Source organism: Micromonospora sp. C51 (assembly GCF_018070435.1).
Taxonomy (GTDB): domain Bacteria; phylum Actinomycetota; class Actinomycetes; order Mycobacteriales; family Micromonosporaceae; genus Micromonospora; species Micromonospora sediminimaris.
Window position 1 is genome coordinate 1 of sequence record NZ_JAGPXQ010000080.1, and the last position, 12,932, is coordinate 12,932.

Sequence of the window (12,932 nt, forward strand, 5' to 3'; positions counted from 1 at the left end):
CCCCAGGACCCCCCGCCCACTCCCACCCGGGTGATCATGAATTTGGTGCGGCTGGGTCCGGCGTGGCGCGACACCCACTTCAGGGTCAACCTGGCGGTGGGGGCCGGGGAGGGCGGGGGGTCCTGGGGGTTCGGGACGTGTGGCCCTGCTGGGTGGGGGTGCGCGGGGCGCACCGTGGGGAGGTACCAGGCGAATGCGAGGGAGCCCGACCATGGAAACCGGCTACACCGTCGAACAATTGCGGGCCGCCGCGACCGACGCGGTCCGGGCACCGTCCCTGCACAACGTCCAGCCGTGGCGGTTCCGGCTGCGCGACGGCGGGATCGAGGTACTCCTCGACTCGACCCGGCGGCTGCCCGCCACCGACCCGAGCGGCTGGGGCGCCCGCGTCGCCGGCGGAGCCGCGCTGTTCAACCTGCGCCTCGCCCTGGCGGTGGCCGGCGCCCCGGCGACGGTACGACTGCGTCCGTACCCGTCGGAACCGGACGTGCTGGCCCGGCTGGTGCCGGACCTGCCGCGCCGACCCAGTCCCGTCGAGCAGAGCCTCTACGCGGCCATTCCACGCCGGTTCAGCAACCGTGCCCCGTTCTGGCCCGACCCGGTCCCGGCCGACTCTCGCTGGCGGCTGGGTGAGGCGGCTCGGACCGAACACTGCTGGCTGGAGCTGCTCATCGGGGTGAGCGCCGTCAACGCCTTCGCCGAGATCGCTCGCGGCGCACACCGGGTACTCGAACGCGACCCCGCCTACCGGGCGGAGCGCGAGGCGTGGGTACGCGCCGGGGACGAGCCGGACGGCGTCCCGGTCACCGCCAGCGGTCCCCGGGCCGAGCCGCAGGACCTGCTTCCCTCGCGTGGCTTCGGCGGCACCCAGCGGGCGCCCGGGCGCGACTTCGAGCCGGAGCCACTCGTGGCGGTGCTCGGCTCCGCCGGCAACACCGCCGTCGACCAGGTGGTCGCGGGCCAGGCGCTGCAACGGGTACTGCTGACCGCCACCGACGCCGGGCTGTCCGTGTCGATGCTGTCTCAACCGATCGAGGTGCCGTCGGCCCGGGAGCAGCTCCGGCTGTCGCTGGGACGGTTCGGCACGCCGCAGATGGTGATGCGGATCGGGTACGGCCAGCCGGGCTGGCCCACCCCTCGCCGCTCGGTGGACGAGGTGCTGGACCTGCCGGTGCACCTCGCTTGAGGCGACCGGCCGTCAGCGGGGTGGCACCGGCGACGGACGGTCGGTGGTCAGGGCCGCGAGCAGGCCGGCCTCCCGGTCCGGGTCCAGACCGACCGGCTGCCGTGCCGGTCGACCGGCGCGGGCCGGCACCGAACCCACCCGGCGCAACCAGGCCCAGGTGTCGACGACGGTCTCGGTCACCGGTCGGCAGCTGAGCCCGTCAGCGTACGCACGGGTGACGTCCATCTGCTGCATCCACCGGTACTCGTGCCCCGGTGGGATCCAGATCGGCAGATCGTTCCACGGTTCCACACCGGCGGCGAGCAGTTGCTCCGGCTCGGCCCAGCGCAGTCGGGCGTCAGCGCCGGTGGCCGTAACGCCGACGGTGAGCAGCTCGCCCATGGTGGTGTGCCCGGGTCGGCTCACCACGTTCACCGCTCCAGCCTGACCGGCGGCCCCGGCGTCCAGCAGAAAGGCCACCAGGTCGCGGACGTCAACGTACTGCACGGGCAGGTCGGCAGGGCCGGGTGCGAGCACGTCACCGCCCCGGGCGAGACGGTTGAGCCACCACGGCAGCCGGCCGATGTCCTCACCGGGACCGAGAATCAGCCCGGCCCGGGCGAGCAGCACCCGGTCACCGAACACCGCGCGTAGGGCCTGCTCGGCACCGGCCTTGAGCGTCGGGTAATCACCGTCGACATCGTCCGGGTCGGCGGTCACCAGCGGCGCCTGTTCGGTCACCCCGGCCGGCACCGGCCGGGCGTACACCGAGCCGCTGGAGACGTAGACGTACTGCCCGACCCGTCCGGTCAGCATCCGCGCCGTCGCCTGGGCGGCGCGGGGTGCGCCGTCCCAGGTGTCGACGACGAGATCCCACTCCCCCTCGGCCAGCGCGGCCAACCCGTCGGCGGCGGTACGGTCGCCGACCAGTTGCCGTACGCCAGCCGGGGGCGCCCCGTGCCGCCCCCGGTTGAACGCCGTCACCGCCCAGCTGCGGTGGATCGCCTCGGCGACCACCGCCCCGCCCACGAATCCCGACCCGCCCAGCACGAGGAGTTTCATGTGAGCCACCCTGCCCGTTGTCGGCGGCGTCGGGGTGGCTCGTTCACCGTCAGCGGATCTGCCAACGGCAGAAGCCGACGACCTGTGCGGGGCCGGGTGGAAGGTGGGTGCCGTGTCCGGCGGGCGGCGTGGGCGTCCGCCGGACACGGCCGGGCGGTGCCGCGGGCACGGCGGGCACCACCAGCCAGTTCCTTGGTGAAAGGACGGCGAGTCCCATCGTCGGCCCCACCGGATGCGGCGTCAACAACTTCCGGAAAAATATCGGTAGCTAGTGCGGTGCCGCGCTGTCCCGGATGACGAGTTCGGTGGCGAGTTCCACCCGGGGGCTTTCCACCTGTTCGCCTCGGGCCAGCCGCAGCACCGTCCGCGCCGCCAGCATGCCCATCTCGGCGAGCGGCTGACGCACCGTGGTCAACGGCGGCGAACACCACCGCACCTCCGGCAGGTCGTCGAAACCCACCACGCTGATGTCGTCCGGTACACGCAGGCCGCGCTGCCGGACCGCCTCGTACACGCCCAGCGCCATCTGGTCGCTCGACGCGAAGATCGCCGTCGGCGGCTCGGTCAGCCCCAGCAGCCGCAACCCGCCGTTGAAACCGGCCTCGTGGTAGAAGTCGCCCGGGCAGACCAGGTCCTCATCGAAAGACAGCCCGGCGGCTTCCAGGGCCGCCCGGTACCCGTCCATCCGGGCCCGGCTGCACATCAACTGCAGCGGCCCGGCGATGAACCCGATCCGCCGGTGCCCCAGCCCGATCAGATACTCGGTCGCCCGCAGGCCCCCGGCCCAGTTGGTGGCACCGATAGTCGTCGCCTCCCGGGCCGGCAGGCCGTCCGCGTCGACGATCACCACCGGGATGCTCAGCCGGCGCAGCTCGGCCTGCAGGGGTGGCTCGACCATCGAGGTCACGAAGATCACGCCCTCGGTGCCGCGGCGGCGCATGCCGTCGAGCCACTGCTCCGCGGAGGAGGTCTGCCGGTGGATGGCCGACACGACGGTGCCCACCCCGGCAGCGTGCGCCACATCCTCCACACCCCGGATGATCTCCACCGCCCACGGACTGTCCAGGTCGTTGAAAACCAGATCCACCAACCCCGAACTGGCCCGCATACTCGGCGGCCGACGCCGGTACCCATGCCGCGTCAGCAACTCCTCCACCCGCTCACGGGTCTGCGGAGCCACATCCGAACGACCATTGATCACCCGGGACACCGTCGGCACCGACACCCCCGCCAGGTCCGCTATCGCGGAAATAGTGATCTTCCGGGTGTCTCTGGCAACCACGGCACTCCCCACCCAACCGGTACGGCGACAGCCCGCACCCTGCCCCGGGGCGGCCAGGGCGGGCAACCGGCCGCCCGCCCACACCCTAGTGCCGGAAATTTCACTCGACTATCGGTAGTTGGCGCAGTTCACTCCGAGGACCCCCGATCGGCACGCGGCGCGGCCGCGCTGTCCCGGATGACGAGTTCGGTGGCGAGTTCCACCCGGGGGCTTTCCACCTTCTCACCACGGGCCAGCCGCAACACCGTCCGCGCCGCCAACATACCCATCTCAGCCAGCGGCTGACGCACCGTGGTCAACGGCGGCGAACACCACCGCACCTCCGGCAGGTCGTCGAAACCCACCACGCTGATGTCGTCCGGCATCCGCAGACCGCGCTGCCGGACCGCCTCGTACACGCCCAGCGCCATCTGGTCGCTCGACGCGAAGATCGCCGTCGGCGGCTCGGTCAACCCCAGCAACCGCACCCCGCCGGAGAAACCGGCCTCGTGGTAGAAGTTGCCCGCCTGGATCAACCGGTCGTCTATCGGGATCCCGGCGGCTTCCAGAGCCGCCCGGTAGCCGTCCATGCGGGCCCGGCTGCACATCAACTGCGGCGGCCCGGCGATGAACCCGATCCGCCGGTGCCCCAGCCCGATCAGATACTCCGTCGCCCGCAGGCTTCCCGCCCAGTTGGTGGCGCCGATGGTCGGCGCGTCCTGGGCGGGGACACCCGCCGGGTCGACGATCACGGCGGGGATGTTCAGCCGGCGCAACTCGGCCTGCTGCGGCGGTTCGAGGGTGGAGGTCACGAAGATGACCCCCTCGGTGGACCGGGTCCGGATGTTGTCCAGCCACTGCTTCGCCGAGGACGAGCGGCGGTGGATGGCCGACACGACGGTACCCACCCCGGCAGCGTGCGCCACATCCTCCACACCCCGGATGATCTCCACCGCCCACGGACTGTCCAGGTCGTTGAAAACCAGATCCACCAACCCCGAACTGGCCCGCATACTCGGCGGCCGACGCCGGTACCCATGCCGCGTCAGCAACTCCTCCACCCGCTCACGGGTCTGCGGAGCCACATCCGAACGACCATTGATCACCCGGGACACCGTCGGCACCGACACCCCCGCCAGGCGGGCGATGGCCGCGATGGTCACTGTCCGGTTGTCGTTGGCAGCCATGCGCCCTCCCTACTTCGCTCATCCCTCGACGCCGCCGGCAGGAACGCCGACGGGCTGACGTACGGCGACGGCGCGGTGCCCGAGCGCCGGCGACGCCCGCTACTGCTTCTTCGCGACCCTGGTGATGTCCTTGACGATCTGGTCCGCCCGCTTCGTGCCGGCGATCAGCTGTGCCACACTCTCGTTCACCTGCTGACCCACGGCCGGCGGGTACGCCTGGTCAAGGTAGAGCTGGAAGCCGGTCGCGATGCCCAGGTTCGCCGCCACGACCTGGTTGTTGAGGTCCTTGATCCCGCCGACTGCGGCCTGGTTGGTGGGCAGCACCGCGCCGGTCTGTGCGGCCCGGCGCTGGTTCCTCGCCTGGAGCAGCGTCCGCAGGAACTCCACGGTTGCGGGCGGTGCGTCGCGGCCGACCACGAAGCCGTTGCCGCCACCGAACGCGTCGGTGGCCGAGCCCTTGCCGTCCTCCACGGCCGGGAAGGGGAAGAAGGCGAGGCGGTCACCGAGGCCGCGCTTGCTGGTCGAGGAGGACGCCTGCACCGATGGCGCCCACTGGCCCATCAGCTCCATGGCGGCCTCCTCGTTGCCCATCGTCGCGGCCTGTCCGGTCTCGGACCCGTACTCCGCGCGCAGGTAGCCCTTCTGGAACGGCTCCATGTCGACCAGTTCCCGGAGGCGTTCGCCGGCGGCGATGAAGACCGGCGTGTCGAAGTTGCGGTCCTCGGCCGCGCGCTGCAGCGCCTCGAGACCGCCGATCCGCATCGCCAGGTACGCCCAGTAGTAGTGCCCGGGCCACTTGTCCTTGCCGCCGAGCGCGATCGGGGCGATGTTGGCGGCCTTGAGCTTGTTGACCACTTCCAGCAGCTCGCCCCAGGTCTTCGGCGGCGTCTCGATGTTGGCCTTGGCGAAGTGGTCCCGGTTGTACCAGAAGCCGACCATGCCGATGTCGAACGGAATTCCGTAGATCTTGTCGTTCACCGTGTACGGCTGCAACGACGCAGGCAGCAGCTGACCGATCCAACCCTGGACCTCGCTGGTGATGTCCTTGACGAGACCGGCCTCGACCTGCTGTTGCAGTGCGCCGCCGCCCCACGACTGGAACAGGTCCGGTGGCATTGCCGCCTCGACCGCCCCGTTCAGCTTGGTCTTGAACGCCTCGACCTCCAACGGCTGTACCTCGACGGTGACGTGGGTGTGCTCGTTCTCGTACTGCCGAGCCAGGTCAGCCCAGACGCTGAGCATCGGCTCGGCGTCCTGGACGTGCCACCATCTGATCTTCTGCGGGTTCTCGGAAGCGCCGCTGTCCCCATCCCCGCAGCCGCCGAGCAGGAGTGCGCCGGCGCCCGCGCCGGCCAACCCCAGCAGCGACCGGCGGGAGAGGTGCGATGTCATGTTTCATCCCTTCGGGGAGGCGTAGTTACGCGGAGGGAACACCACCGCGATCAGCGGCGGCCATGAAAACGGGATCGCAAGTTTCGCTTCGATACCGGTATTTTCGACGTGATGGCCGGCACGTTACGACGGGCTTGCGTCGCCGGTCAAGGGGGTGTCGCGAGGGGACGCCAGCCGATACCGTGAGCGCAATCTTGGCACTTCCGGAGTATTTCCGGGAATAAACCGGGATCGTGACCTGAAGGAGTCGAACATGTCGACCGAGATCGCAGACGTGGCTATCGCCCGGTCGATCCGCAACCCCGTCCTCACCGGCTTCCATCCGGATCCGTCCATCCTGCGGGTCGATGACGACTACTACCTGGCGACCTCGACATTCGAGTGGTACCCCGGCGTACGGGTGCACCACTCGAAGGACCTCGTCCACTGGCGGGAGCTCGGCGGGATCATCACCGAACGACGCCTGCTCGACCTGCGCGGGTGCGGCGACTCCAACGGGATCTGGGCACCCGACCTCACGTACCACGACGGACTGTTCTACCTGGTCTACAGCGACGTCGCCAGCTTCGCCAGCGGGTACTGGGACGCACAGAACTTCCTCACCACCGCGCCGACCATCACGGGACCATGGTCGGACCCGGTACGGCTGCACTCGCACGGCTTCGACGCCGCGCTGTTCCACGACGACGACGGCACCTCCTGGCTGCTGGCGATGAGTGCTGACTGGCGGCCGGGGCGCGACCGCTTCGGTGGCATCGAGATTCAGCAGTATGACCCGGCCCGACGGCAACTGGTCGGCCGACCCCGGATCATCTTCACCGGCACCGAGGTGGGGCTGACCGAGGGACCGCACCTCTACCGGCACGACGGCTGGTACTGGCTGGTCACCGCCGAAGGCGGCACCAGTTGGGAACACCAGGTCACCGTGGCCCGGTCGCGAGATCTGTTCGGGCCGTACGAGGTGGACCCGGCCGGGCCCCTGCTCACCTCGGTCGGCCGCCCGGAACTGACGCTCCAGAAGGCCGGCCACGGCAGTCTGGTCCGCACCCAGCGTGGTGAGTGGTACCTGGCCCACCTGGTGGCTCGTCCCTACACACCCCTCGGCAACTGCGTACTCGGGCGGGAGACCGCAATTCAGAAGGTCGACTGGTCACCGGGAGGCTGGCCGTGCGTGCCCGGCCGGGTGCCGGCCGACGAGATCCCCGCCCCGGACCTGCCGGCCCATCCGTGGCCCGACGAGCCGGCCACCGACCACTTCGACGCTCCGCAGCTGGGCCCCGGCTGGTCGACCCTGCGCCGACCGGCGACGGACGACTGGATCGACCTGCGCTCCCGCCCGTCGCACCTGCGGGTGCACGGTGGCCAGTCCCCCGTCGGTAAGCAGACGCCGAGCCTGGTGGCGCGACCGGTGGGTGCGGTCCACTGCTCGCTGGAGACCGTCGTCGAGTTCGACCCGGGCGACCATCGGCACCTGGCGGGCATCACCGGCTACTACAACACCGAGAACTGGCACCACCTCTACCTGACCCGCGCCGATGACGGACGGTCGGTGCTGGAGCTGCTCAGCTGCGACGGCGGCCACCGCACCGCGTACCCGCACCTGACCGTCGACACCGGCGGCCGGCTGCGGGTGGGCCTGCGGGTCACCTTCGACGGCCCGGTACTGCACTTCGCGTACGACCTCGGTGACGGTTGGCGGCGGCTGCCGGTGGAACTGGACGCCACCATCCTCTCGGACGAACACGCGGCCCGGATCGTCGACGGCGAACCGGCGGCCTGGGGCTTCACCGGCGCCCTGCTCGGCCTCTGGGTGCAGGACATCGGCGGCGACGGGCGCTACGCCGACTTCGACCACGCCACCTATCTCGAACACTGATCCGCATCGACCGGCGGCGTACGCCGGCCGACCGACCTGCTGCCGGCGGGCCCTAGCCCCGGGCCGGCTCGCTCCCGTCCACGGAACCCGCGGGAGCGAGCCGGCCCGGCCACTTTTCACGACGGGTGGCGGGGAGTCGATCAGGGGGCATGGAGCCGGCGTGGATCCGGAAGTTTCCGGTTGTAAACCGGACGTTCCAGCAGTGCACACGGGCCACTTCCGGAAGTTTTCGTGGTTGACTGCGACCATCGATGGCCCTAACGTTTCGGCCAAGTTACCGATCGACATCCGGAAAAATATCGGCACCCTCCGCGACCATGTGACACGTCCGGCCACGGTGCCGCGTACCGCTGCCAACCTGCTCAGCACCGGCCCGAACCCGGCGCTTCATGATCGACATCTGTCGATTGGAGATCGAGAGGAATGCAGATGAAGTTGAGACGGTGGATGGCCGTCGGAGCGGTCGCCGTCGCGACCGCTGCGACATTGAACATGGTGCCGGCCACGGCCGGCCGGCCGTACGACCCGACCGCGAAGACCCTGGGCGCCCTCGGCCTGCGCCACGGCCTGCAGATCGGCACCGCGGTCAGCGCGGACGCCCTCAACGACAGCGCCGACCCGGAATACCGCAAGATCGCCGGATCCGAGTTCGTCTCGGTCACCGCCGAGAACGCCATGAAGTGGGAGAGTCTCGAACCCACCCGCGGCACCTACAACTGGGAACCGGCCGACCAGCTCATCAACTTCGCCAAGCGCAACCGCCAGAGCGTACGGGGTCACGTGCTCGTCTGGCACAACCAGCTGCCGCAGTGGCTGACCGAGGGGGTCGCCGACGGCTCCATCAGCAAGCAGGAGCTGCGCGAGCTGCTGCGCAAGCACATCACCACGGTGGTCAAGCGCTACAAGGGCAAGATCTGGCAGTGGGACGTCGTCAACGAGGCGGTCAGCGACCCCTGGGACACCCCGCCCACCCTGCACTACAAGGGTTTCTGGGCCGAGAACCTCGGGCCCGGCTACATCGCTGACGCGTTCCGGTGGGCCCGCGCCGCCGACCCCAGGGCGCTGTTGTTCTACAACGACTACAACATCGAGGCGTTCGGCTCCGGCAACCCGGCCGACGACAAGACCCAGTTCGTCTACGACATGGTCAAGCGGCTGCGCGCCCAGGGCGTACCGATCGACGGCGTCGGCGCGCAGGGCCACCTCGGCACCCAGTACGGCAACTTCAACACCTTCCAGGTGACCGAGGCGCTGAAGAAGTTCACCTCGCTCGGCGTGGCGACCGCGTTCACCGAGGTGGACGTCCGCAGCCAGATGACCGAGGCGGTCCAGGCCGGCAACTCCGAGGAGATCAACCCCAGGTTGCAGGCGTCGGCCGCCAACCACAGCGTGCTGATGAAGGCCTGCCTGCTCGTCCGCAGCTGCCTCTCGTACACCGTCTGGGGCTTCAGCGACAAGCACTCCTGGGTGCCCGGCTGGTTCGACGACCCGCCGGAGGGCCTGGCCACCATCATGGACGAGAACTACCAGCCCAAGCTGGCCTACCACGAGATCAAGTCTGACCTGATCCTCGCCGGCCCGCCGTTCGTCCTGCCCCGCACCGCACCCAAGCCCCGCCGCTGATCGTCGCGGCGGGTGGACCAGCCATCCACCACCAGCGGGCCGTGTGGGGCGCCGAGCGCCCCACACGGCCCACCAGCGGAAGGTCCGACCGATGTCGTCCACCACGCAGCCCCTGCGTCCCCCGCCTGCCGCGTCCAGGCTGGGCGTCGGACCGCCACCGGTACGGCCCACCGAGGTGATCGGCACCGAACGGGTCGTGTGCCTCACCTTCGATGACGGACCGCACCCGGAGCACACCCCGCACCTGCTCGACATCTTGGCCGCCCACGACGTCCGGGCGGTCTTTTTCCTTCAGGGCGACCGGGTCATCGAGCACCCCGAGCTGGTCCGCCGGATCGTCGCGGCCGGGCACGCGCTGGGCAACCACAGCATGCACCACGACGACATGGGCGCCTGGGCCGCCGGACGGATCGCCTCGGACCTGCTGGAGACCAACGCGGTCATCCGGCACGCGGTCCCGCACATCCGGGTCCCCTACTTCCGGGCACCGTACGGCGCCTGGGGCCAGACACCCAGCGTGGCCACGGCACTCGGGATGCGGCCGATGGGCTGGCGGCTCGCCGTCACGGACTGGGAACCACCCGGCACGGACGAACTGCTGCGGCGTCTCGTCGAGGGCGTCGCACCGGGTGCCGTGGTGCTGCTGCACGACGGCGGCGGCGATCGCAGTCAGACCGTCGACGCCGTCGACCGGGCCATCCCCGCCCTATCCGCGGACGGCTGGCGCTTCGCCCTGCCCACCAGTGCCGACGGCCGCTGACGGCCGCCGACCGGCCATCGCCCAGACAGGCGTACGCCTCACGGCTCAGATCATGCACGCACATCGAAAGGATCGCGTGGGCGGTCAGGATGTCAGGATGCGATTGACAGGCACAGGTCCTCTACCGTTTCCCAGAGCTTTCGTTCACGATCGGGGTCGTAGGACTCCTTGGACGAGGAGACTTCTCGTGTGCGGTCGATGTAGGAACCGGACGGTGCCGGGATGCGGCCGAGCGCGACGTCGGCGAGGTGTTGGCCGGCGCTCTTCTGGCTCGAGGCTATCGGGGTCAGCGTCATCAGCGGCATGATCCGTCGCCCCACGAACCGGACGACTGCGCCTGCTTCGCGGCTCAGGCCGGTGCCGGGCACGAACCCGGGATTGTAGGCGACAACGTCGACGCCCTGTGGCAAACGTCGTGCGTACTCGTGGACGAGGTATATCGCGGCGAGCTTGCTGGTGGAGTATGCGGTCCCTCCCGCTGTGACGGTGTTCGGCTTCGGGAACGCGCGGATGCGGGCCAGGCTCGCCGGGTCCTGCCATGACGGCGCGGGCATCATTCCCGCGTTGTGGCGAAAATCGCCGAAGTGAGCGTCGCTGACGGTGAGGACGATCCGTGACGGCGCCTTGAATCTGTCCTGCAGAAGGCGGAGAAGGACGTGATTGGCGAGGACGTTGACAGCGAATGTCGCCTCGAACCCGTCCGGGCTCTCCGTGACGTTGTTCGTGCAGAGCCGGCCGGCGTTGCCGACGAATCCACGCAGCGGTGGCAGATCTCCGGTATCGAGCCGTTGGATCAGCTCGTCAGCCGCCGCGCGGACGCTGCCCAGTGACAACAGGTCCGTCGGGATTGATGTCACGGCGCGTCCGCCTTGGCCTAGATGAGCGGCGAGCTCAGTTCCTGCGGCGCCACGGGCAAGGAGCACGAGGTGCGCCTCAGGATCGCCTTCGAGGATGCGCTCGACGGCGACACGGCCGAAACCCTGAGTCGCGCCGGTCATGACAATCGTGTGGGTCACAGAAATTCTCCCTTGTTGAAGACAGTGGACGTGCCCGATGCGTATCGCTTGCTCACGAGATCGCCGTTGATCGCGTTGTCCGGATTCCTGAGGCTGCGGTGCACCTGGGTGAGGTCGACGACCCGTGAAGGCGCCGCAGACGGTTGGAGGCGCCAGCGATCCGGGCGACGGCGGTGCGCGGCAGCAGCCGCGCGGGCCAGGCCAGGACCCGGTTGACGGGCCCGAGTAGGACACCGCACACCGCCGAACGTAGTTGTGGAGGGTCTGGGCCGAGACGGTTTCCGAGGTGTCGGCGGACGGACCGATTGTGGCTGAGATGCCGTCGAAGAAGTCGGTTGCGCTCGCGCCGGGGGGGGCGCGGCCATGACGTGCATGCCGGTGCCGCTTCGAAGACCGAGAACAGGCCCATGCCCGCGTTGTTGACGACGACATCGAGCCGGCCGAAACGATCGACAGTCGCGGTCACAGCCTCAGCGACCGATGCCTCGTCGCGAATGTCGAGGGCCTGCACCATAAGCCGGTGGAACTGGTCGCCGGCCCACTGGGCCGGGTCGCGCAGCGTCGCGACGACGTTCTGCCCCTCGGCGAGGAACTTCTCCACCGCGCGGTGGGCCGAAGCCCGACGATCTGCCGGTGACGAGGGCGGTCCGTGTCATGCCCACCCCTTAACTATGTCACATAAATTTACCTTGTATAGCTACGGTAGCTCCCCTCTGTCCGATCGTCAATGGTGCCCTTTTACGAGATAAAGTAAGCCGCATGTCACCCCGACCTCCCGCCTCCGAACGACTCGACCGCGACGAGGTCCTGTCCACCGCCCTCGCCATCGCCGACGCAGACGGACTCGACGCCGTCACGCTGCGCCGGGTCGCCGCCGCCTGGAACGTCACACCAATGGCGCTGTACTGGCACTTCAAGGACAAGGACGCCCTGCTCGACGCGCTGGTCGAACGGATCCTCGGCGAGGTGGACCTGACCGCCAGCGGCAAGGCCGACCTGCGTACCGTGATGACGGCCCTGCTGCGCGTCCTGCGCGCGCACCCCGCCCTCGCCGAGATCACGCCGATCCGCCTCATGCGCACGGACGCCGGCATCGATCTGGCCGAGCGGGTCATCGCACTGCTGCGCGCCGAGGGGCACTCGCCGGTGGCCGCCGCCCAGCTAAGCATTTTCCTGCTCAACGCGCTGATCGGGTTGGTGATCCGCCAGCCGGGTGACCCCGCCGCCGCCGACCCGGCCCTGCGGGAGTCCCTGCTCACAGCCAAGCGCGCGCGACTGAAGTCACTCTCCCCGCAGGACTACCCCAACCTGACCGAAACCGCCGACTTCTTCCTCGGCCTGCCCGACGAGCAGGAGTACTACGAGCGAGGTCTGACCATGCTCCTCGACGGGGTACGTCTCACCTGACCAGCCGGGCACAGGGGACTCTGCGAAGTGTCAATCCCCTGGAATCGTGGAGGACTTGATGTTCCCCGGGTTCGGTGGAGTCGGGTTGGTTGACTCGTCAGGCTCGTCGCTCGTTGAGGAGAGACGTGCCGAGGAGATACCCACCGGAGTTTCGTCGCAAGGTCCTCGATCTGCTCAAGGCCG

The 12,932-nt window shown here is 69.4% G+C and carries 12 protein-coding genes; 6 read left to right on the forward strand and 6 right to left on the reverse strand.

Going from position 1 to position 12,932, the window contains the following annotated elements; translation table 11 throughout:
* Window positions 1-211 precede the first annotated feature (211 nt).
* Window positions 212-1,186 (forward strand): nitroreductase, encoded by a 975-nt coding sequence (locus tag KBX50_RS32205; protein WP_210941612.1) that lies wholly within the window; start codon window positions 212-214, stop codon window positions 1,184-1,186.
* A 12-nt stretch (window positions 1,187-1,198) separates the two neighbouring features.
* Here KBX50_RS32205 and KBX50_RS32210 read toward each other — a convergent pair whose 3' ends face one another.
* The 4 genes from KBX50_RS32210 to KBX50_RS32225 form a co-directional block, all read right to left on the reverse strand.
* The gene (locus tag KBX50_RS32210) at window positions 1,199-2,227 is read right to left on the reverse strand and encodes an NAD-dependent epimerase/dehydratase family protein (protein ID WP_210941613.1); all 1,029 of its coding nucleotides are present in this window, start codon (window positions 2,225-2,227) and stop codon (window positions 1,199-1,201) included.
* 268 nt (window positions 2,228-2,495) lie between these two features.
* On the reverse strand, window positions 2,496-3,509 hold the full coding sequence (locus KBX50_RS32215) for a LacI family DNA-binding transcriptional regulator (protein ID WP_210941614.1): 1,014 nt from the start codon (window positions 3,507-3,509) through the stop codon (window positions 2,496-2,498).
* A gap of 128 nt (window positions 3,510-3,637) precedes the next feature.
* Window positions 3,638-4,675 (reverse strand): LacI family DNA-binding transcriptional regulator, encoded by a 1,038-nt coding sequence (locus KBX50_RS32220; RefSeq protein WP_210941615.1) that lies wholly within the window; start codon window positions 4,673-4,675, stop codon window positions 3,638-3,640.
* A 99-nt stretch (window positions 4,676-4,774) separates the two neighbouring features.
* On the reverse strand, window positions 4,775-6,067 hold the full coding sequence (locus tag KBX50_RS32225; RefSeq protein WP_210941616.1) for an extracellular solute-binding protein: 1,293 nt from the start codon (window positions 6,065-6,067) through the stop codon (window positions 4,775-4,777).
* Between the two features lie 253 nt (window positions 6,068-6,320).
* Here KBX50_RS32225 and KBX50_RS32230 point away from each other — a divergent pair, with 253 nt between their 5' ends.
* From KBX50_RS32230 to KBX50_RS32245, 4 genes are all read left to right on the forward strand, one after another.
* Window positions 6,321-7,943 carry a glycoside hydrolase family 43 protein gene (locus KBX50_RS32230; protein ID WP_210941617.1) on the forward strand — a complete coding sequence of 541 codons (1,623 nt, stop codon included), beginning with the start codon at window positions 6,321-6,323 and terminating at the stop codon, window positions 7,941-7,943.
* 160 nt (window positions 7,944-8,103) lie between these two features.
* A complete protein-coding gene (locus KBX50_RS32235; protein WP_210941618.1) occupies window positions 8,104-8,376 on the forward strand; it encodes a hypothetical protein in 273 nt (90 codons plus the stop codon).
* Window positions 8,373-9,566: an endo-1,4-beta-xylanase gene (locus KBX50_RS32240; RefSeq protein ID WP_210941619.1), complete on the forward strand. Its 1,194-nt coding sequence runs from the start codon at window positions 8,373-8,375 to the stop codon at window positions 9,564-9,566. Before KBX50_RS32235 ends, KBX50_RS32240 begins: the two co-directional genes overlap by 4 nt.
* A 91-nt stretch (window positions 9,567-9,657) precedes the next feature.
* A complete protein-coding gene (locus KBX50_RS32245) occupies window positions 9,658-10,326 on the forward strand; it encodes a polysaccharide deacetylase family protein (RefSeq protein ID WP_210941620.1) in 669 nt (222 codons plus the stop codon).
* Window positions 10,327-10,418: 92 nt separating this feature from the next.
* Here the strand turns inward: KBX50_RS32245 and KBX50_RS32250 are convergent, their stop codons facing one another.
* Both KBX50_RS32250 and KBX50_RS32255 read right to left on the reverse strand, forming a co-directional pair.
* A complete protein-coding gene (locus KBX50_RS32250; RefSeq protein ID WP_307871140.1) occupies window positions 10,419-11,342 on the reverse strand; it encodes an SDR family NAD(P)-dependent oxidoreductase in 924 nt (307 codons plus the stop codon).
* A gap of 52 nt (window positions 11,343-11,394) precedes the next feature.
* Window positions 11,395-11,943, reverse strand: a complete 549-nt coding sequence (locus tag KBX50_RS32255; RefSeq protein ID WP_210941621.1) for an SDR family NAD(P)-dependent oxidoreductase — start codon at window positions 11,941-11,943, stop codon at window positions 11,395-11,397.
* A 158-nt stretch (window positions 11,944-12,101) separates the two neighbouring features.
* Here KBX50_RS32255 and KBX50_RS32260 point away from each other — a divergent pair, with 158 nt between their 5' ends.
* Complete coding sequence (locus KBX50_RS32260) at window positions 12,102-12,749, forward strand: TetR/AcrR family transcriptional regulator (RefSeq protein ID WP_210941622.1); 648 nt, start codon at window positions 12,102-12,104, stop codon at window positions 12,747-12,749.
* Window positions 12,750-12,932 lie beyond the last annotated feature (183 nt).